The organism is Streptomyces sp. NPDC060209 (genome assembly GCF_042728155.1).
Taxonomy (GTDB): Bacteria; Actinomycetota; Actinomycetes; order Streptomycetales; family Streptomycetaceae; genus Streptomyces.
In genome coordinates this window covers 53,634-74,752 of record NZ_JBHWZS010000001.1, presented here as the reverse complement: position 1 = coordinate 74,752, position 21,119 = coordinate 53,634, and the positions used below count along the sequence as shown (strand labels likewise).

15 protein-coding genes are annotated in these 21,119 nt (G+C 72.2%); 14 read left to right on the top strand and 1 reads right to left on the bottom strand.

Annotation, left to right across the window (positions count from 1 at the left end):
* The first annotated feature begins 297 nt into the window (after nt 1-297).
* The 7 genes from ACFWFI_RS00330 to ACFWFI_RS00300 all read left to right on the top strand — a co-directional run bounded on the left by ACFWFI_RS00330 (nt 298) and on the right by ACFWFI_RS00300 (nt 11,053).
* Nucleotides 298-1,434, top strand: coding sequence for a sensor histidine kinase (locus ACFWFI_RS00330; protein WP_387383769.1), 1,137 nt, complete (start codon nt 298-300; stop codon nt 1,432-1,434).
* Complete coding sequence (locus tag ACFWFI_RS00325) at nt 1,431-2,123, top strand: response regulator transcription factor (RefSeq protein ID WP_387383767.1); 693 nt, start codon at nt 1,431-1,433, stop codon at nt 2,121-2,123. The genes ACFWFI_RS00330 and ACFWFI_RS00325 overlap by 4 nt, the downstream gene beginning before the upstream one ends.
* Before the next feature lie 99 nt (nt 2,124-2,222).
* The gene (locus ACFWFI_RS00320; protein WP_387383765.1) at nt 2,223-4,442 is read left to right on the top strand and encodes an NADP-dependent isocitrate dehydrogenase; all 2,220 of its coding nucleotides are present in this window, start codon (nt 2,223-2,225) and stop codon (nt 4,440-4,442) included.
* Between the two features lie 112 nt (nt 4,443-4,554).
* A complete protein-coding gene (locus tag ACFWFI_RS00315; protein WP_387383763.1) occupies nt 4,555-6,192 on the top strand; it encodes a PucR family transcriptional regulator in 1,638 nt (545 codons plus the stop codon).
* Between the two features lie 154 nt (nt 6,193-6,346).
* Entirely contained in the window at nt 6,347-7,726 is a 1,380-nt protein-coding gene (locus ACFWFI_RS00310) for a type III PLP-dependent enzyme domain-containing protein (protein ID WP_387383761.1), read from the top strand.
* Between the two features lie 190 nt (nt 7,727-7,916).
* Nucleotides 7,917-9,365, top strand: coding sequence for a Na+/H+ antiporter NhaC family protein (locus tag ACFWFI_RS00305; protein ID WP_387383759.1), 1,449 nt, complete (start codon nt 7,917-7,919; stop codon nt 9,363-9,365).
* Between the two features lie 89 nt (nt 9,366-9,454).
* On the top strand, nt 9,455-11,053 hold the full coding sequence (locus ACFWFI_RS00300) for an N-acyl-D-amino-acid deacylase family protein (RefSeq protein ID WP_387383757.1): 1,599 nt from the start codon (nt 9,455-9,457) through the stop codon (nt 11,051-11,053).
* A gap of 51 nt (nt 11,054-11,104) precedes the next feature.
* Here the strand turns inward: ACFWFI_RS00300 and ACFWFI_RS00295 are convergent, their stop codons facing one another.
* On the bottom strand, nt 11,105-12,169 hold the full coding sequence (locus tag ACFWFI_RS00295; protein ID WP_387383756.1) for a lipoate--protein ligase family protein: 1,065 nt from the start codon (nt 12,167-12,169) through the stop codon (nt 11,105-11,107).
* Nucleotides 12,170-12,392: 223 nt separating this feature from the next.
* Here ACFWFI_RS00295 and ACFWFI_RS00290 point away from each other — a divergent pair, with 223 nt between their 5' ends.
* From ACFWFI_RS00290 to ACFWFI_RS00260, 7 genes are all read left to right on the top strand, one after another.
* Nucleotides 12,393-13,232, top strand: a complete 840-nt coding sequence (locus ACFWFI_RS00290; RefSeq protein WP_387383754.1) for a maleylpyruvate isomerase family mycothiol-dependent enzyme — start codon at nt 12,393-12,395, stop codon at nt 13,230-13,232.
* A 474-nt stretch (nt 13,233-13,706) separates the two neighbouring features.
* Nucleotides 13,707-15,212: an ABC transporter substrate-binding protein gene (locus tag ACFWFI_RS00285; RefSeq protein WP_387383752.1), complete on the top strand. Its 1,506-nt coding sequence runs from the start codon at nt 13,707-13,709 to the stop codon at nt 15,210-15,212.
* The gene (locus tag ACFWFI_RS00280; RefSeq protein WP_387383750.1) at nt 15,209-16,162 is read left to right on the top strand and encodes an ABC transporter permease; all 954 of its coding nucleotides are present in this window, start codon (nt 15,209-15,211) and stop codon (nt 16,160-16,162) included. Before ACFWFI_RS00285 ends, ACFWFI_RS00280 begins: the two co-directional genes overlap by 4 nt.
* On the top strand, nt 16,159-17,049 hold the full coding sequence (locus tag ACFWFI_RS00275; RefSeq protein ID WP_387383748.1) for an ABC transporter permease: 891 nt from the start codon (nt 16,159-16,161) through the stop codon (nt 17,047-17,049). Before ACFWFI_RS00280 ends, ACFWFI_RS00275 begins: the two co-directional genes overlap by 4 nt.
* Nucleotides 17,046-18,176 carry an ABC transporter ATP-binding protein gene (locus ACFWFI_RS00270; RefSeq protein WP_387383746.1) on the top strand — a complete coding sequence of 377 codons (1,131 nt, stop codon included), beginning with the start codon at nt 17,046-17,048 and terminating at the stop codon, nt 18,174-18,176. Before ACFWFI_RS00275 ends, ACFWFI_RS00270 begins: the two co-directional genes overlap by 4 nt.
* A gap of 71 nt (nt 18,177-18,247) precedes the next feature.
* Nucleotides 18,248-19,213 carry an ABC transporter ATP-binding protein gene (locus ACFWFI_RS00265; protein WP_387383834.1) on the top strand — a complete coding sequence of 322 codons (966 nt, stop codon included), beginning with the start codon at nt 18,248-18,250 and terminating at the stop codon, nt 19,211-19,213.
* An 83-nt stretch (nt 19,214-19,296) separates the two neighbouring features.
* Nucleotides 19,297-21,102: a gamma-glutamyltransferase family protein gene (locus ACFWFI_RS00260; protein WP_387383744.1), complete on the top strand. Its 1,806-nt coding sequence runs from the start codon at nt 19,297-19,299 to the stop codon at nt 21,100-21,102.
* The last annotated feature ends 17 nt before the right edge of the window (nt 21,103-21,119 follow it).

Genomic DNA, 21,119 nt, shown 5'->3' with positions numbered 1-21,119 from the left:
GGACAGGACCTCGTAGGTCGTGGCGTCATTGATGCCGACGTCGGTGGCAAGTGGCGGGTAGACGGCCGCCACCTCTCGGGTGGCGGACTTCGGTGGTTCGGGCGAGGTGTATCGGAAGGGTCCGGTCATGGCGACGATGCTCACCCGTACCGCCCGCCCGGGTCGTCGTACGGCGGACGACAGTTGTGGCTGCCCCGGGGAGACCGGAAAACGCCCGTACTACTACCCCGGGAGCAGTGGACACCCCGTCCTCCGGGACGACGCGCCCGCCGGCCTGAGGGAGCTAGTGTGCCGCTCATGCGGGGGGACATCGACCGGCGGACACTGCTGGACACAGCGGCCGCGGCGGCCGTCGGGGCGGCCGTCGTCACGGCGGCGTGCCTGGCCTCCTCGCCGGACGCCCTCGATGTGCTGCTCCTCGTGGCCGGTTCCATGGCGCTCTCCGCGCACCGCCGGTCTCCGCTGGCCGTGCTCGTCGTGACCACGCTGTGCATGTCCGGGTACGCCGTCCACGCGCATCCGGGGAGCTGGGTGGCGCTGCCCGTGGTGGTGGCCGTCCACGCGGCGGCGCGCAACGGGTACCGGGCGCAGGCCGTCGGAGCCGGGGCGGCGTTCCTCGTCGGCTACTCCGTGGTGCTGCTCGTCTCCGTGCCGGGCGTCCAGGACACCGTCGAGCGCATGCTGCTCCTGCTCGGCTGGTTCCTGTGCGCCGGTGTCACGGGCCTCATCGACAAGAACTGGCAGGCCTATCTGCGCCAGACCGAACGGCGTGCCCTGGACGCCGAACGCACCCGGGAGGAGACGGCCCTGCGCCGGGCAGGTGAGGAACGGCTGCGCATCGCCCGCGAACTGCACGACTCGCTCACCCACTCCATCTCGATCGTGAAGCTCCAGGCCGGGGTCGCCGTCCACCTCGCCCGCAAACGGGGTACGGAGGTGGAGCCGGCGCTGCTCGCCATCCAGGAGGCGAGCGGGGAGGCGATGCGCGAACTCCGCTCCACGCTGGAGGTGCTCCGCACGGACGTGGTGGATCCCCGGACCGGCCTCGACCGGATGGACGAGCTCGCCGGGCGGGCCCGGGCCGCGGGCGTCGAACTGGCCGTCGAAGTGGAGGGGGACGTGCGGGCTCTCCCCGCCGACGTCGACGGCGCGGCGTACCGCATCGTGCAGGAGGCCCTCACCAACGTCGCCCGGCACGCGGACCGGGCGGGAACGTCCGTGCGGCTCACCTACGCGGACACGGCGCTCGTCGTGGCCGTCGACGACGACGGCCCCTGTCTGCCCGGTGACCGTGTCACCCCCGGCACCGGGCTGACCGGCATGCGCGAGCGCGTCACCGCGCTCGGCGGCACCCTCGAAACGGCGCCCCGTGCGCGAGGGGGCTTCTCGGTCCGTGCCGAGCTGCCCCTGGTGCCCCGGCAGGTCACAGGATGATCCGCGTCGGGATCGTCGACGACCAGGCCCTGATGCGTGCCGGATTCCGTGCCCTGCTGGACGCCGAGGAGTGCATCGAGGTCGTCGGGGAGGCCGCCGACGGGAGGGCGGGTGTGGAACTGGTCCGCGCGCACGCCCCGGACGTGGTGCTCATGGACGTACAGATGCCCGTCCTGACCGGCATCGACGCCACGCGCGAGATCGCCGCCGACCCCGCCCTCGCGGACGTGCATGTCGTCATCCTCACCAATTACGGCCTCGACGAGTACGTCTTCGACGCCCTGCGAGCCGGGGCCGCCGGATTCCTGCTCAAGGACACCGAACCGGCTGAGCTGCTCCGGGCCATCGAGGTCGCGGCGAGCGGCGAAGCCCTGCTCTCGCCCGCCGTCACCCGGCGGCTGATCGGCGAATTCGTCTCACGGCCCCCCGACCGTGCCACCGCCCCGGGACTGGAGACACTCACCCGGCGTGAGCGCGAGGCGACGGCTCTGGCCGCCCGGGGGCTGACCAACGAGGAGATCGCCGTCCACATGGTGGTCAGTCCTCTCACGGCGAAGACGCACATCAGCCGGGCCATGGGCAAGTTGCGCGCCCGTGACCGGGCCCAGCTGGTCGTCTTCGCGTACGAGTCCGGGCTGGTCGAGGCGCGCAGGCCTCCCGGCTCCCGGGGTCCCGCCGGACAGGAGTGATCGGTTCCGCCGGAATGGGCGCGGGCCACTGTGGAGAGGGGGCCGGTCACGAGATATCTTGATGTCAAGCAATGTTGCAGACGTGGAGCGGAGCACCCGGTGACTGACTCGACCATCATCTATACGCACACCGACGAGGCCCCTGCCCTGGCGACGTACTCGTTCCTGCCCGTCATCGAGGCCTACGCCTCGACCGCGGGTGTCACGGTCGAGCGCCGCGACATCTCCCTGGCGGGGCGGATCATCGCCGGCTTCCCGGAGCGTCTCAAGGCCGATCAGCGTATCGATGACGCGCTCGCCGAGCTCGGTGAGCTGGCCAGGACTCCTGGCGCGAACATCATCAAGCTGCCCAACATCTCGGCCTCGATCCCGCAGCTCAAGGCCGCGATCGCAGAGCTCCAGGAGCAGGGCTACGCGCTTCCGGACTACCCGGACGACCCGCGGACCGACGAGGACAAGGACGTCCGCGCGCGGTACGACAAGGTCAAGGGCAGTGCGGTGAACCCCGTCCTGCGTGAGGGCAACTCCGACCGCCGCGCCCCCGCGTCGGTCAAGAACTACGCCAAGGCGCACCCGCACCGCATGGGCGCCTGGAGCGCCGACTCGAAGACGAACGTCGCCACCATGGGCGTCGACGACTTCCGCTCGACGGAGAAGTCCGTCGTCATCGGTGAGGCCGGCTCGCTGCGTATCGAGCTCGCGGGCGACGACGGCACCACCACCGTGCTGCGCGAGTCCGTCCCGGTCCTGGCGGGCGAGGTCGTGGACGCGGCCGTCATGCGTGTCGCCGCGCTGCGTGAGTTCTTCACCGCCCAGGTCGCGCGCGCCAAGGCCGAGGACGTCCTGTTCTCCGTGCACCTGAAGGCCACGATGATGAAGGTCTCCGACCCGATCATCTTCGGCCACGTGGTCCGTGCCTTCTTCCCGAACACCTTCGCCAAGTACGGCGACGTCCTCGCGGCGGCCGGCCTGACCCCGAACGACGGCCTCGGTGGCATCCTCAAGGGCCTCGACTCCGTGGACGCCGGCGCCGAGATCAAGGCGTCCTTCGACGCCGAGCTCGCCGAGGGCCCGGCCCTGGCGATGGTCGACTCCGACAAGGGCATCACCAACCTGCACGTGCCGAGCGACGTCATCGTCGACGCGTCCATGCCGGCCATGATCCGCACGTCCGGCCACATGTGGGGCCCGGACGGCGGCGAGGCCGACACCATCGCCGTCCTCCCGGACAGCAGCTACGCCGGTGTCTACCAGGTCGTCATCGACGACTGCCGCGCCAACGGCGCCTTCGACCCGTCGACCATGGGTTCCGTACCCAACGTCGGTCTGATGGCACAGAAGGCCGAGGAGTACGGCAGCCACGACAAGACCTTCGAGGTCCCCACCACGGGCACCGTGCGGGTCGTCGACGGCAAGGGCGACGTCGTGCTGGAGCAGGCCGTCGGCGCCGGTGACATCTTCCGGATGTGCCAGACCAAGGACCTGCCGATCCAGGACTGGGTCAAGCTCGCCGTCACGCGCGCCCGCGCGACCGGCAACCCGGCCGTGTTCTGGCTCGACGAGGGCCGCGCGCACGACGCCAACCTCATCGCCAAGGTCAACGCCTACCTGGCCGAGCACGACACCGACGGCCTGGACATCTCCATCCGGACGCCGGAGGAGGCCACGGCCTTCTCCCTGGAGCGCATCCGCCGCGGCGAGGACACCATCTCGGTCACCGGCAACGTGCTGCGTGACTACCTCACCGACCTCTTCCCCATCCTCGAGCTGGGCACCAGCGCGAAGATGCTCTCGGTCGTCCCGCTCATGAACGGCGGCGGACTGTTCGAGACCGGCGCCGGCGGCTCCGCGCCCAAGCACGTCCAGCAGCTGGTCAAGGAGGACTACCTGCGCTGGGACAGCCTGGGTGAGTTCCTCGCGCTCGCGGTCAGCTTCGAGCACCTCGCCACGACCACGGACAACGCGCGCGCCAAGGTGCTCGGTGACACCCTGGACCGGGCCACGGGCACCTTCCTCAACGAGGACAAGTCCCCGAGCCGCAAGCTCGGTGGCATCGACAACCGCGGCAGCCACTTCTACCTGGCGCTCTACTGGGCCCAGGAGCTGGCGCAGCAGACCGACGACGCCGCGCTCGCCGAGGCGTTCGGGCCGCTCGCCAAGACGCTGGCCGAGCAGGAGCAGACCATCGTCGACGAGCTGATCGCCGTCCAGGGCAAGCCGGCCGACATCGGTGGCTACTACCAGCCCGACCCGGCGAAGGCGGAGGCCGTCATGCGTCCGTCGGCCACCTTCAACAAGGCCATCGCGACCCTGGGCTGATCCCCGGCCGCGCACCTCACACCCGACCGCCCCGGCAGGCACTCCGCCCGCCGGGGCGGTCGTGCGTGCGGGCGTCGTGAGACCTCTCCCGGAGTGCTCGTATCCTCGGCGCATGACGCCAGGCACCACCGGGGACGGCCCGGACCACGTCACGCTCCGCCAGATCCTGGCCTACGACGAGGAAGGCGTCCTGCGCCTGCTGCTCGCCCCCGCCGGGGAGGACGTCGAGGTCAAGGGCGTGATCATCGGCGACGAAGGGGCCGCCCGCCCGCACGACGGGCGGATCGTGCTGGCCGCGGGACTCGCCCCGGACCTGCCGGACGCCCCCGCAGCCGTGCGGGAGGCCGCCCGTCGGGGTGCGGCGGCGGTCGTGCTGCGGGAGTTCGAGGGGGTGCCCGTACCGGCGGCGGCCCTGGCCGCGGCCGAGGAGTGCGGGATCGCGCTGCTCGCCCGCGCGGAATGGGCGGACTGGGGCGACACCATCGCCCTGCTGCGGTCCGCGACCGCCTTCGCGTCCGTCGGCCGCGGCGATCTCATGGCGGACTCGGCCGCCGGCGGGGGACTCGCGGCTCTCGCCACGGCCACCGCCCGGTACTGCCGGGGCTCGATCACCGTCGAGGACACCCAGTTCCGTGTGCTCGCCCACTCCGCGACGGGCCCCGACGCGGACGGGGTGCGCCGGTCGACGATCCTGGGCGGCCGGGTCCCCGACTGGCGTGTCGCCGAGCTGCGCCGCAGTGGGCTGCTGCGCGCGCTGTGGACCTCGCAGGACGTCATCCACCGGCCGGCCGATGGTGACAGCCCTGAACGCCTCATCGTCGCGGTGCGCAGCGGCGGCGAGATGCTGGGTTCCCTGTGGGCTGCGGCCGACGGGCAGCGGCTCTCGTCCGACGCGGCGCAGGTGCTGCGCCGCGCCGCCTCGCTCGCGGTGCCCCATCTGCTGCGGCACCGGCTGCGTGAGAGCGGCACCGTGCGGCGGGAGGCGCACGCCCTGCGCGGACTGCTGCACGGAAACGGTGACCGCCGGGCGCACCTGTGGTCCCTCGGCCTGCCGCCCGGCCGTTCCTGCGCCGTCGTCGTCGCCGTACAGAACGCCCCGGACGGCACGGGATCCGACCGGACTCTGGAGGCGCTCGCGGTCCAGGCCACAGCGTCCCGTTCGACGGCCCGGGTGCTGCGTGAACAGGACCAGGTCGCCGTGCTGCTTCCCGTGAGCGACGGTGGCGACCCGCGCGAGGCCCTCGTCCTGGCCCGGGAGCTCGACGGACTGGCGGCCGGCATCCCCGACGCCGCGCCCGTCTGGATCGGTGCGGGGCAGACCGTCGCGTCGGGGCTGGAGGCATCGCTCTCGTACGGGAAGGCCCTGCTGGTCGTGCGCGCACTCCGCGACCGGGAGGCCAGGGGGCGCGACCCGCGCCCCGTCCGGCACGCCGGACCCGGTGACGTGGGGCCGACCATCGAAGCCCTGCACATGCTCGACGCGGTGCGCCCCGTGTGGGAGTCGGGGACCGGCCCCGTGCAAGAGCTGATCCGTGCGGACCTCGCGGCAGGCGGCGACCTGGTGCGTTCCCTCGCGGCCTACCTCGAGACCGCCGGGGACATCCCGCTGGCCGCGCGGCGTCTGGTCCTGCACCCGAACACTCTCCGGTACCGGCTGCGCCGGGCCCGTGAACGTTTCGACATCGACCTCGACGACCCCGACACCCGGCTGGTCCTGGCTCTGGCGGTGCGTCTGACCGAGGTGATGTGAGGGGATTTCACCCGGTGTTCGTCCGATCGGCCAAAACATCGGCCGCGCTTTGTCCCCGACGACGAAGACGGGCGGGGGGTGCGGAGACCAATCTTTCTGCATCCCTCCACGCCGTCAGCGAACCTGTGGCACAGCCCCATCAGAAAGTCCCCCCGTGACATCTGCCAGCGACATCTCCCAGGAACCGGCCGGTCCCGCCGCCCTCACCCCGGCACAGCGCGTCTCCGCCGTGATGCGTCGTGCCGTCGCCACCGGACTCGTCGGAGAGGAACAGCCGGTCGCCGGGTTCCTCGACGCGGACGGGATCCGGGCCTCGGCCGAGAGCCTCGACGCCGCGTTCGCCCACGCACCCGACGTCCTCCACACCTTCGCCGTCAAGGCGGCCTCCCTGGTGCCGGTCCTCCGGCTGCTCGCCGGACTCGGCATGGGCTGCGAGGTGGCGAGCCCGGGCGAGCTGCGCATCGCGCTCGACGCCGGGGTCCCGCCCTCGCGGATCGTCCTCGACTCGCCCGCCAAGACCCGGCAGGAGATCAGCGAGGCCCTCGCCCTGGGCGTGGCGGTGAACGCCGACAACCTCGACGAGCTGCACCGCATCGAGGAACTCCGGTCCGAGGGCAGCACGTCGGTCGTCGGGCTGCGCGTCAATCCCCAGGTCGGCGGCGGCTCCATCGGAGCGATGAGCACCGCCACCGCGACCTCGAAGTTCGGCGTGGCGCTCCGCGATCCCGGCGCGCGCGACCGCGTGGTGCGGGCCTTCGCCGAGCGCCCGTGGCTCACCCGGCTCCACGCGCACGTCGGTTCGCAGGGATGCCCGCTGGAACTCATCGCGGAGGGCGTCGCGGAGACGTACCGGCTGGCCGAGGAGATCAACCGGACGCTGGGCATCCGGCAGATCACGAGCCTCGACATCGGCGGCGGACTGCCCGTCAACTTCGACGACGACGAGACACGGCCGACCTTCGCCGAGTACACCCGCGCGCTCGGCTCGGCCGTCCCCGGACTCTTCGACGGCCGCTACGCGCTCGTCACGGAGTTCGGCCGCTCACTGCTCGCCAAGAACGGGTTCATCGGCGCACGCGTCGAGTACACCAAGGACGCCGGCGGCCGGCGCATCGCCGTCACCCACGCGGGAGCGCAGACAGCCACGCGCACCGTCCTGATGCCCGACGCCTGGCCCCTGCGGGTCGGCGCCTTCGACGCCGACGGCAACCCGCGGACCGGCGCCCCGCTGTGCCAGGACATCGCGGGACCTTGCTGCTTCGCCGGTGATGTCGTCGCCCACGGCCGGGAACTCCCGGAGCTGCGGGAAGGCGACTTCGTCGTCCTGTACGACACCGGCGCCTACTACTTCTCGACGCACTGGGCCTACAACAGCCTGCCGCGACCCGCCGTCCACGGCTTCACGGCGGACCGGTCCGGCAGCGTGCGGCTGGCCACGGTCCGTGCCGCCCAGACGCTCGACGAGATCGCGGCGGAGAGCGGCCTCGCCCACGCCGGCGCCCTGGTCTCCCTCCGCGGCCCGGCCGGGGTCTGAGCACCCGGCACCTCCTGTGCCGGGGTCCCGAGCTCCCCGGCCTCTCCTGTGCCGGGGTCCCCAGCACCACCTGTGCCGGGGTTCCGAGGACCAGCACCTCCTGTGCCGGGGTTCCGAGGTCCCGGCGCCACCGCCACCGGCGCTCGTCTCCCGCAGCCGCCGCCCCTCCCCGCCCGCCGAAGGACTCCCCATGACCCCGTCCGTCACCGCCGGACCCGCGGCCGGCAAGGCCCCCGCCCCGCCGTCGCCGCTCCGGCGGGCCCTGCCGTGGGCGGCCGCCGCCGTGGCACTCGCCGCCGGCCTGGTCGCCGGGCTGCTCAGCGCGGCCCCCACGATGTGGGGACTGCTGCCCATCGCCCTGTACGCCGTCCTCTCGCTGACCGGCATGAACCTCCTGGCCGTCACGGCGATCGCCGTGGCCGGCGCCGTACTCGTCGCGCTGCCCCCGCTCGGCGACACCGTCGAGGTCCTGAGCGCCTCCGTCACCGACCCGGTGACCGTCATCGGCCTGATCATCGTGCTCGGTGCGGCGGTCGGTGAAGTGCTTCGGGTCACCGGCGTCGCCGACTCCCTCGTCCGAGGCATCCTCCGTGTCGCGGAGGGCCACGGCAGGATCGCCCTCATGTACGGGATGCTGTGCGCCTGCCTCGTGCTCGTCGCCGGGCTCGGCACCCTCGCCGGAGCTCTCGCCATCGCAGCGCCCCTGCTCGTCCCCGTCGCCGCGCGGGCCGGCTTCACAAGGTCGGCGACCGCCGCGACCATGTTCCTCGGCGGCTGCGCGGGCCTCGCGCTGGCGCCCTTCGCAGGGTCCAACATCGCGATCATGAAGACGGCCGACACCGGCTACCTGACCTACGTCATGGTCGGCGCGGGGCCGCTGGCCGTGCTGTCGCTGCTTCTCGCCGCGGTGGTCGTGCCGTGGGTCCAGCGGCGCAGCGCGGCCCAGGACGACTTCTACCGGCCGGACGAAGTCACCGAGGACGGCGACGCGGACGGTCCTGCCGACGAGGCGGCGGCGGCCCGCACCCGCCACGCCACCTGGGCCTTCGTCACCGTCCTCGCGCTCACCGTGCTCTACGCGGCGCTGACCGAGGCGGGCACGACGTTTCCCCTGATAGCCCTGCCCCTGATGGCCCTCTGCACCGCGGCCGCCGCCCGGCTCTCGCCGTTGCGTGCCCTGAAGGCGTTCCTGACCGGGGCCCGCGGCATGCTGCCGATGCTCCTGCTGTTCTGGCTGCTCTCCGCCCTCTTCGGTTTCATCGACCTGGTCCAGCCGTACGACGTCGTGCTGGAGACGTACGGACCGGGCCTGCGCGGTATGTCGGCGCTGCCCTTCGCCCTTGCCGTGGCCGCGCTCGGCTGGGTCGGCGTCCCGGGCGCGACAGCCGCCCAGGTGGTGCTCATCGGGCAGGTGTTCGGCCCCCTCGGGAGCGAACTCGGGATCGGTCCCGCGGCCTGGGTGGTCATCCTGCTCTGGGCCTCCAAGGCGGACACGTACGGACCGCTGCCCAACGCCAACATGGTCGGAGCCATGGGGCTGGCCCGTGCGAACCGGCTGCCGTACCTCCTCAGCACCGGTTGGGCCCTGCTGATCCCCGCGTGCGCGCTCTACACGATCGTGCTCACGCTGCTGCTGTGAACCGCGGCCGCGCCACCGGCCCCGCCCGGGCGCACCCTCCGCATCTCCGCACCTCCGCACGGAAGAACGTCGCGAAAGAGAGAGAACCGATGACCCGTCAGAACGCCCCGTACGACCTGCTGATCACCGGGGGATCCCTGCTGGACGGCACAGGGGCGGCGCCGCGGTACGCCGACATCGGGGTGCGCGGGGGCCGTATCGTCCACGTCGGCGCACCGGATCCGGAGGCCCGCGCGGCAGAGGTGCTCGACGCCTCGGGGCTCACGGTCACGCCCGGCTTCATCGACCTGCACTCCCACGCCGACTTCTCCGTACTCGCCTTCCCGGAAGCCGAAGCATGTCTGCGGCAGGGTGTGACCACGGTGGTGACGGGCAACTGCGGGCTCTCGCCCTTCCCGCTGGCACCCGAACAGGAACCGGCCGTGGGCGGGCCCGGCACCCTGGCCGGGGCGCAGTGGCGGGACCTGGACGGATTCGCCGAAGCCGTCGACACCGCGGCGCCGGCACTCAACGTCGCGCCGCTCGTCGGCCACGGCGCCCTGCGCGCCGCCGTCATGGGGGACGCTCGCACCGCCGCGGGCCCCGCGGAACTCGACGCGATGCGCGCCCTCCTGTCCACCGCGGCGGCGCAGGGTGCGTTCGGGATGTCCACAGGGCTGATCTACGCTCCGGGCTCCTTCGCGGAGACCGACGAGATCATCGCCCTCGCCACCGAAGCGGCCCGGCGAGGCCTGCTCTACGCCACCCACATGCGCGACGAGGGCGACCGCGTTCTCGAGGCCGTGGAGGAGGCCCTGCTCGTCGCCCGGGAGACGGGCGTACGCCTGCAGATCTCGCACCTCAAGGCGATGGGACCGGCCAACCACGGCAAGGTGGACAAGGCGCTCGCCCTGATCGGGTCGGCGGTCGCCGAGGGCGTCGACGTGGCGTGCGACGTCTACCCCTACACCGCTTCCTCGACCCGGCTGACGTCCCGGCTCCCCGACTGGGCCATGGACGGGGGCCCGGCAGGACTCCTGGAACGCCTCGCCGATCCGGAGACGCGCGCCCGGATCCTCGACGACCTGCGCCCCGCCGTCGGACGCACCTTCCTGCCCGAGGGCGTCGTCATCGCCATGCTCGGCGCCGGCCGTTACGCGGACCGGGTCGGCGACAGCATCGCCGACATCGCGCGCGACGAGGCGGTGGAACCCGCTGCCGCGGTGCTGAACGTGCTGGCAGCGCACCAGGGCGAGGTCATGATCGTCAACCACGCGATGGCGGACGCCGACGTGGACACCGTGCTGCGCTACCCCGGCAGCGCGGTCGCCAGCGACGGCTGGGTGCTGCACGCGCCCGGGGAGGGCCACCCGCACCCGCGGAACTTCGGCACGTTCGCCCGGGTGATCGGGCACTACGTCCGCGGGAGCGGGGTGCTGGGACTCGCCGACGCCGTACGCAAGATGACGTCCCTGCCGGCCTCCCGGCTGCCTCTGCCCGACCGCGGGACCGTGGCCGTCGGGCAGGTGGCCGATCTCGCCGTCCTGGACCCGGGCACGGTGACCGACCCGGCGACGTACGCGGAGCCGTGGCAGTACGCCGAGGGGATGCGGCACGTCCTGGTGGCGGGCGAAATCGTCCTGCGCGACGGAGCGATGACCGGCGTACGCCCCGGCCGCCTCCTGCGACGCGTCCCCGCCGAGGCCTGAGGAGGCGCGGCCTCCTCCCCGGCGCGGGGGGAGGCCGCCTCGCGGCCGGTGCTACGGCACCCGCGCGGTCCACTCCTCGGTGGCGAACTTCGTCTGCACCAGCTCCTCCGCCCGGGCCAGCTCCTCCGTCGCGACTTCGCCGATGGTCAGCCCGTAGCGGTTACGGAAGGAGGCGATCATGTTCTCGATCACCTGCTCGCGGGCGAGGCCGGTCTGGCGGCGGAGCGGGTCGACGCGCTTCCTGGCGCTCCTGGTGCCCTTGTCGGACATCTTCTCCTTGCCGATGCGGAGGACCTCCAGCATCTTGTCGACGTCGATGTCGTACGACATGGTCACGTGATGCAGGACGGCTCCAGGACCGCCGTCAGGGCCGACCATCCGCTTCTGGGCGGCACCGGCGATCTTGCCGGCGTCGGTGGCGATGTCGTTGAGGGGCTGGTACCAGGCCTTGATGCCCATGTCGCCGAGCGCGCCCAGGACCCAGTCGTCGAGGTAGGCGTAACTGTCGGCGAAGGAGAGGCCCGACACCAGCGACTCCGGCACGGACAGTGAGTAGGTGATCGTACTCATGGGCTCCACGAACATGGCCCCGCCACCGGAAATGCGGCGTACCACGGTCATCCCGTGCTTCGCCGCCCCTCTCGGGTCCACCTCGTTGCGCAGCGACTGGAAGCTGCCGATGACCACAGCGGGCGAGGCCCATTCCCAGACCCGCAACGTGGGTGCCCGTCGTCCGGCGGCCACCTCGGCGGTGAGGACCTCGTCCAGCGCCATGTGCAGGGCCGGGGCCTGCGGTCCCGTGTGAACCAGCTGCCAGTCGTGGTCGCTCCACTCGGTCGCGTGGGCCAAGGCGCGCCGAACGGCGATGCCGACGCCCTCCGCGGTCAGCCCGAGCATGACGGTCGACTCGGGCAGTGCCGCCGTGATCCGGGCGGCCAGGCCTGCGGCGTCCGTCGAAGAAGGGGCGCCTTCCAGGGCTCTGTCGATCGAGATGATCGCCTCGTCGGGCTCCAGGAAGAAGTCCCCGGCGACGCGCACGTTGCGCAGTACGCCTTCCTCGACGTCCAGATCCACGACGACAAGCTTGCCGCCGGGCACCTTGTACTCGCCATGCACGGCTTCGTTCCCTTCCAGTGCACGGCGTGGATCGTGAGCCTGTTGCTCCGACATCCGGATAAACGTGCACACACTTCACTTCGGACTTTAATGCTCGCTCGCGACGAACGGCTACCGGCCTCTTGCCGGGAAGTCGCACGGACTGCTCTTGTGTACCCGCAGGCCAAGGGCACGGGCGGTGGGCTCGGGTGACGGGCACGGCGTTCACGGGAGTGGTACCGGAATGAGCTCAGCGGCAGAACAGGGACAGGACGCCCGGGGTACGCGCTCGGAGCGCCTGCCCGAAGGGCTGGCCGACGCCATACGCGCGACGGCCGAGGAGATCGCGGAGCTGTTGCGCGGCGCCCCCGGCACCGGCGCCCCGGTGCCGGGTCTGGTGTGGACGGTGGGGGAGGTGGCCGCGCACCTGGCGCAGGCCAACGAGCTGATGGCAGAGGTGGCGGCAGGCCGGCCCCACCGTCACGGCGACGGCACCCCGCAGGGCATCGCCGCAGCCAACGAGCAGGCTCTCGCCGCATTCGGCGAGCGGCAGGCCGAACCGCTGGCCGCGATGATCGTGACGCAGGCCGACGCGTACCTGGACGCGGTGGCCGAGCACCCCGCGGACGAGACGCTGATGACGCCGCTGGGTCCGATGGACCGGGTGGTCCTCGGCTCGTACCTCCTGACTCACATGCTCGGCCACGGCTACGACCTGGCCCGCGCACTGAAGCGTCCGCACATGGTCGACCGGGCCCGGGTCGCGCTGGCGCTCCCGTTCATGGTCCAGGCCATGCCACGGGTGACCGACGCAGCGGCCACGGCAGGGCTGAACGCCCGCTACGTGGTCCGGCTGTGGGGCGGCGGCCGATTCGGGGTGACGTTCACCGACGGTACGGCGACCGTGGGCCACGAGCTTCCGGACCGCCCGGACTGCACGATCTCCATCGAGCCGGTCACGTTCCTGCTCATGGCGCTCGGCCGCTGCTCGCCGGTGGGTGCCATGGCCAGGGGGCGGGTCCTCGCGTGGGGCCGCAAGCCGTGGATGGGGCCGCGGTTCCCGGAGTACTTCAAGGCTCCGTGAGGAGGGGGGCGGGCCCGGGCCCGGGGCCGCTGACCGCGCTCGCGGCACGCGGCCGTCGCGCGTAGCCGGCCCCGCGACCGGCCGGCGGTGCGACCGGCCGGCGGTGCGACCGGCCGGCGGTGCGGAGTGAGCGGCTCCGCTTTGGTATACGACCGAGGGGCGGGTCGGAACTCTCGGCGGCGGACCCGCGGAAGCCGTGCGCCCCTCTGTGGCGCGGCCACCCCGACGTCGTCGCCCGGCCGAGGGTGCTCCGTTATCCGATCGTCAGGTAAATCCTGTCCGCTATGTGGGCGCAGCTCTTGCCTTGCGGACTGTATGCGAAATACGGTCTGCGATATTCCTTGATCACCCCCTGGCGGGAGGTAGGCCCCCGTGCGCCGAAAAGCGGTTGCCCTGGTGGCGGTTGCGTTGGTGTCCCTCACCTCGGGCTGTGCGTCGTTGCAGTCCTCGGCGACCGAAGTCGGTGGTGTGCGCATGACCGATGACCGGTCCGTACGCGACGGCGGGACACTCACTGTCGCTCTCAATTCAGACCCGGACAAACTGGACCCCACACTCGCGCAGACCCTCGTAGGCCGCACGGTCTTCGCAGGCATGTGCGAGAAGCTCTACGACATCGACGAGGACGGCACCGTCGTGCCGCAGCTCGCCGCGTCGCTCCCGGTCACCTCGGCCGACGGACGCACGGTCACCTTCCAGGTGCGTCCCGGGGCGAAATTCAGTGACGGGACCCGGCTGGACGCCGAAGCGGTGGTCACCTCACTGCTGCGTCACCGCGATCTCCCCGGATCCGCGCGCGGCACCGAGCTGGCCCCGGTCAGCAAGGCCGAGGCCACCGGACCGCTCACGGTCCGACTGACGCTCGACCACTCCTACGTCCCGCTCACCGGCGTGCTCGCCGACCGGGCCGGGATGGTGCTGTCGCCGACCGCACTGAAGAAGTACGGGAAGAACTTCACCAACCACCCCTCCTGTGTGGGCCCCTTCCGCTTCGTCGAGCGCGTCGGCGGCGACCGGATCGTGCTGAAGAAGGACCCGAACTACTACGACGCCGACCGGGTGCACCTGGACGGCGTGGTCTACAAGCCGATACCCGACGGCAACGTCAGGCTCGCCAACCTGCGCTCCGGCGACCTCCAGGTCGGCGACCAGATGGCCCCCGTCGACGTACAGAGCGCCCTGACCGAGCCGAAGCTCCAGCTGTTCAACTCACCCTCGCTCGGATACCAGGGCATCGGCCTCAACGTCGGCAACGTGAAGGGCCTCGGGCAGAAGCCCGGGAAGATCGACACCCCGATCGCCCGGGACGTCCGCGTCCGCGAGGCCTTCGAGCTGGCCATCGACCGCGACCTGCTCAACAAGGTCGTCTTCCAGGGCATGTACGAGCCGGCCTGCGGCCCCATCTCCCCGCAGTCCGCCATCGCCCCCGGCGTCGAGCCCGAGGACTGCCCCCGGCGTGATGTGGACCGGGCGAAGGAGCTCCTGAAGGAGGCCGGGGTGAAGACCCCGGTGAAGATCGAACTGAAGACGTCCACCACCCCGGAGCAGGGGCGCGTCGGACAGGTCCTCCAGGCCATGGTCAAGGAGGCGGGCTTCGAGCTCTCGCTGCGCCCCACCGAGTACGCCACCATGCTCGCGGAGACCGACGCCGGCGACTACGACGTCTTCACCAGCGGCTGGTCCGGCCGGCTCGACCCGGACGGCAACGTCTCCAACTTCCTCAAGACCGCGGGCGCCATGAACGCCTACGGTCTCGGCGACCCGGAGATCGACAAGCTCATAGCCGAGGGCCGCAGCGTCGCGGACCCCGCGCGGCGCACCGAGATCTACGGCGAGCTCACCCGGCGCGTCCAGGACGCCCACGCGCTGATCTACCTCTACCGGCAGAAGAACTACGTCGTCGCCGGCAAGGACGTCGCGGGCCTCCACGTCTACGGCGACGGACTGATCCGGGTCAAGAATGCGGGGTACACCCGATGACGAAATACCTGCTGACGCGCCTGCGTCAGTCCCTCATCACGCTCTTCCTCGTCAGCATCGTCGTCTTCGCCGGCATCCGGGCCCTGCCCGGCGACCCGGCGCTCGCGCTGGCCGGTGAGGAGCGCAGCCCCGAGGCACTCGCCGCCATCCGCGAGAGCTACGGCCTGAACGACAACGTCGTCATCCAGTACGGGCGTTTCATCGGGCACGCCCTGACCGGCGACCTCGGCACCTCCTCCCGTACCGGCCTCCCCGTCGCCGACGCGATCGCTCAGGCCCTGCCCGTCACGCTGGAACTGGCCGCGCTCTCCCTGCTCCTGGCGATCGTGGTCGGCATCGGTGCCGGCGTGGTCGCCGCGGTGCGGCGCGGGAAGCCGGAGGAGTGGCTCGCCAACGCCATCGCGCTGATCGGGCTCTCCATCCCGACCTTCTGGCTCGGCATCGTCCTCGTCCTCGGATTCGCCATCGCCATCCCGGTGTTCGCCGCCTCCGGTTACGTACCCTTCGGCACCGATCCCATCGACAACCTGCGCCGCATGGTGCTGCCCGCGATCGTGCTCGGCTCCGGCCTCGCCGCGGTCGTGATGCGGCAGACCCGGGCCGCGATGCTCGACTCGCTCTCCGCCGACTACGTCCGGACCGCCCGTGCCAAGGGGCTGTCCCGGGGCTCCGTCGTCGGCGGGCACGCACTGCGCAACTCGCTGGTCACGGTGGTGACCGTGCTCGGTCTCCAGCTCGGACACCTGATCTCCGGAGCCGTCGTCACCGAGCAGATCTTCGTACTCCCCGGCTTCGGCAAGCTCACCATCGACGCCGTCTTCACCCGCGACTACGCCACTCTCCAGGCCGTGGTGCTCTGCACCTCCGCCGCGTACATCCTCATCAACCTGCTGGTCGACGTGGTCTATTCGGTCATCGACCCGCGCATCCGGCTCGGAGGTGCCCGGTGACCACCGCGACCACAGCGCTCCCCACCCCGTCAGAAGCGGGCCGCCGGAAGTCCGGCGGCGGCAAACTGCGCGCCCTGCGCAGGAACCGGCTCGCGCTCACCGGCGCGGTCATCGCCGCCGTCTTCATCCTGGCCGCTCTGTTCGCCCCGCTCATCGCCCCGTACGACCCGTCGCAGCCGGACTTCCAGAACGTGCTGGCCGAACCCGGCGCCGCGCACTGGCTCGGCACGGACGACCTCGGCCGCGACCAGCTCTCCCGCATCGTCCACGGCGCCCGCGCGTCCATGCAGGTCGGCCTCGTCGCCGTCGTGCTGGCCTTCGTGGTCGGCGTGCCACTGGGGCTGCTCGCCGGGTACTACGGCCGGTTCGCGGACACCGCAGTGTCCCGCCTCACCGACACCATGCTGGCGTTCCCGTTCCTGGTGCTGGCCGTCGGACTCGCCGCGATCCTCGGCCCGTCGCTCACCAACGCGACCATCGCCATCGGCATCTCGCAGATCCCCGCCGTCATCCGGATCACCCGGGCCGAGACCCTGCGGCTCAAGCACGCCGACTACGTCGCCGCGGCCGTCGCCAACGGGGGCGGCGACGGCAACGTCCTCTTCCGGCACATCCTTCCCAACGCCACCTCCGCCCTGATCGTCCAGGCGACCGTGGGCATCCCCGCCGCGATCATCGGCGAGGCCCTGCTGAGCTTCCTCGGCCTCGGCGTCCAGCCGCCGGACCCCTCGCTCGGCGTGATGCTCTCCGGCGCCCAGTCCTTCCTGGCGCCCGCACCCTGGCTGGCCGTCTTCCCCGGCCTCGCGATCGTCGCGGCGACGCTGGCCTTCAACCTGCTCGGCGACGGGCTGCGCGACGTCCTGGACCCCCGAGGAGGGACCCGATGACCGAGACCGTTCTCGAACCCGCACGGACGGCAGCGGCCGAGTCCGTGCTGAGCGTGCGCGACCTGTCGGTCTCCTTCCACTCCGACACCCGCACCGTGCACGCCGTCGACGGGGTCTCCTACGACCTGGCGCCCGGCGAAGTCCTCGCGGTGGTGGGGGAGTCGGGCTGCGGGAAGTCCGTCACCTCGATGGCGGCCATGGGCCTCCTCCCGCCGACCGCCCGGGTCGGCGGCTCGATCAGGCTCGGCGGGCGCGAACTGGTCGGCGCCTCGGAGAAGGAGCTCCAAAAGGTCCGCGGCAAGGACATCGCGATGATCTTCCAGGAGCCGATGACCTCGCTGAACCCGGTCCTCACCATCGGCCGGCAGATCGGCGAAGTGCTGCGCAGGCACCAGGGGCTGAGCCGGAAGGAGGCCAGGGCTCGTGCCGTGGAGCTCCTCGAACTCGTCGGGATCCCGGCACCGGCACGCCGGATCGACGAGTACCCGCACCAGCTCTCCGGCGGCATGCGGCAGCGCGTCATGATCGCCATCGCGGTGGCCTGCGACCCGGCAGTCCTCATCGCCGACGAACCGACGACCGCCCTGGACGTCACCGTGCAGGCGGGCATCCTCGAAGTCCTCCAGTCCCTGCGCGAGCGCCTCGGCACCGCCATCGTCCTGGTCACCCACGACCTCGGCGTCGTCGCCGACGCGGCCGACCGGGTGCTCGTGATGTACGCCGGCCGAGCCGTCGAACAGGCCCCGGTGCACGACCTGTTCGCCTCCGGCCGCCACCCCTACACCCGTGGTCTGCTCGGCGCCGTGCTGCGGCCCGGCGGTGAGGGAAAGCGGCGGCTGCCCGAGATCCCGGGCCTCGTCCCCAGCCTGGACAGCCAGCCCGACGCCTGCACCTTCGCGCCGCGCTGCTCACGCGCCGACGACACCTGCACGGGCAGCAGGCCCGGCCTCCGGGCCATCGACCGGCAGGCCGGAGCGGACGCGTCGCACCGGGCCGCCTGCTGGCACCCGTACGCGGACGGCGAGGCGGCGGGCAGCGGTGAGGCGACACCGGTCGCAGCCGTCCCCGAAACTCCCGCACGGCCCGCCGACCCAGAAGCGCGACCCGACCAGGAGGCCGGAAAGTGACCACCGCACAGGCCGTCCCCGCCCCGCGTGAGGCCGACGGCGAGCACCCCCCGGTGCTGGAGATCAGCGGCATGGAGCGGCACTTCGGTGCCTCCGGCGGGGGCACCGTCCGTGCCGTCGACGGTGTCTCGATCACCATCGGCCGCGGCGAGGTCGTCGGCCTCGTCGGCGAGTCGGGCAGCGGCAAGTCGACCGTCGGCCGGTGCGCCGTACGCCTCGACGAACCCACCGCCGGCACCGTCCACATCAACGGCACCGACGTCAGTCACCTCTCCCGCCGTGCGCTGCGCCCCCTGCGCAAGGACTTCCACCTGGTCTTCCAGGACCCCTCGTCCTCGCTCGACCCCCGGATGACCGTCGGCCAGATCATCGCCGAGCCCATCCGGCTGCACCGCCGGGACCGCCGACCGAACAGAGCGGCCGTGCGGGAGCGGGTCGAGCAGCTGCTCGGCCAGGTCGGCCTGCGTCCCGAGCACGCCGACCGGCACCCCCACGAGCTGTCCGGCGGACAGCGCCAGCGCATCTCGATCGCCCGGGCCCTGTCCTGCGACCCCGATCTGGTCGTCGCCGACGAACCCACCTCGGCGCTCGACGTCTCGGTCCAGGCGTCCGTACTCAACCTCCTGGCCGACCTCCAGCGGGACCGCGGCTTCGGCTGCCTGTTCATCACCCACGACCTGGCAGCCGTCGAATACCTCGCCGACCGGATCGCCGTGATGTATCTCGGGCAGATCGTCGAACAGGCGCCGACCGCCGAGCTGTTCGCCGCTCCCAAGCACCCCTACACCCAGGCACTGCTCTCCGCCGCCCCGGTACCCGACCCCGTGGCCCAGCGCTCCCGCGAGCGCATCGTGCTGCACGGCGAACTGCCGAGCCCGCTCGACCCTCCGCCCGGCTGCCGCTTCAACACCCGCTGCCCGCTCGCCGTCGAACGGTGCCGTACCGAGGTCCCAGCCCTGCGCGAGATCCCCGGCGGCCGGCAGGTCTCCTGCCACCTCGTCGGCGACGACGGCACCGCCCCGGACGCGGCCGCCTGACCTCCCCGCCCGGGGCCCCTCCCGGGTACGTACGATCCGCGAAGCACCACAGAACCCGCACGCCGCAGCAAGGAGCCGCACCCGTGTTCACCACCCGCCCCACCCTCCAGGGCACCTTCGGCATGGTGTCCTCCACCCACTGGCTCGCCTCGCAGTCGGCGATGGCTGTCCTGGAGGACGGCGGCAACGCCTACGACGCGGCCGTCGCCGCAGGGTTCGTCCTGCACGTCGTCGAACCGCACCTCAACGGCCCGGCCGGCGAGGTCCCCATGATCCTCGCGCCGAAGGACGGCGACGTACAGGTGCTGTGCGGCCAGGGCCCCGCCCCCGCGGGCGCGTCGGCCGCGCACTACCGCTCGCTCGGCCTGGACCTGGTCCCCGGCACCGGGCCGCTCGCCGCCGCAGTGCCGGGCGCCTTCGACGCCTGGATGCTGCTGCTGCGCGACCACGGGACCAAGACCCTCGCCGAGGTCCTGCGTTACGCGATCGGATACGCCGAGGACGGCCACGCCCCCGTCGAGCGCGTCGGCCAGACCGTGGAGACCGTCCGCGAACTCTTCGAGACCGAGTGGCCGACCTCCGCCGAGGTCTACCTCCCCGGCGGGAAGGCGCCCGAGCCCGGCAAGCTGTTCCGCAACCCGGCCCTCGCCGCCACCTGGCGCCGTGTGACCGCCGAGGCGGAGGAGAAGGGCGGCGAGGACCGCATCGCGCAGATCGACGCCGCCCGCGCGGTCTGGCGCACGGGCTTCATAGCCGAGGCGCTGGTCCGCCAGGCCGGCGTCCCCACCATGGACACCAGCGGAACCCGCCACACCGGCACCCTCACCGCCGACGACCTGGCGGGCTGGTCCGCGACGTACGAGGCGCCCGCCACGTACGACTGGAACGGCTGGACGCTCGCCAAGGCAGCCGGCTGGAGCCAGGGCCCCGCCTTCCTCCAGCAGCTCGCCCTCCTCCCGGCCGAGCTCCCGGCCTACGGCTCCGCCGACTACGTGCACCTGCTCATCGAGGGCTGCAAGCTCGCGATGGCCGACCGCGAGGCCTGGTACGGCGACGCCACCGACGTACCGCTCGACACGCTGCTCTCCGCGCCCTACAACGACGAGCGCCGCGCCCTGGTCAAGGACACCGCGTCCCTGGAACTGCGCCCCGGCAGCCCCGGGGGCCGCAGCCCGGTCCTCAGTGCGCATGCCCACGCCGTAGCCTCCGGCGGGTCCGGTTTCGACGCCATGGGCATATCGGTGGCCGGAGCGGGCGAGCCGACGGTGGCCAAGGACGGTGCGACCCGCGGGGACACCTGCCACCTCGACATCGTCGACCGCTGGGGGAACATGGTCGCCGCCACACCCAGCGGCGGCTGGCTCCAGTCCAACCCCGTCGTGCCCGAGCTGGGCTTCCCGCTCGGCACCCGGCTGCAGATGGCCTGGCTCGACGAGGGCCTGCCGAACACTCTGACCCCCGGCCGCCGCCCGCGCACCACACTGACCCCGTCCCTCGCCCTGCGCGACGGAGTCCCCGTCATGGCGTTCGGCACACCCGGCGGTGACCAGCAGGACCAGTGGCAGCTGCACTTCTTCCTCGCCGTGGCGCTGCGCGCCCGGGTCCGTGGCGGCCTCGACCTCCAGGGCGCCATCGACGCCCCGAACTGGCACAACGACAGCTTCCCCGGCTCCTTCTTCCCACGCGGGATGCGCCCCGGCAGCGTCACCGTCGAGGAGGGCATGGACCCGGAGGTCATCGCGGAACTGCGCGGTCGCGGCCATGACGTCACGGTCGGCGACCCGTGGTCCGAGGGACGCATGTGCGCCGTCGCCAGGGACCCGGAGACCGGCGTCCTGTCCGCCGCCGCCAACCCCCGCGGGATGCAGGGGTACGCGGTCGGCCGCTGACCACCTGCCCGGGGTGG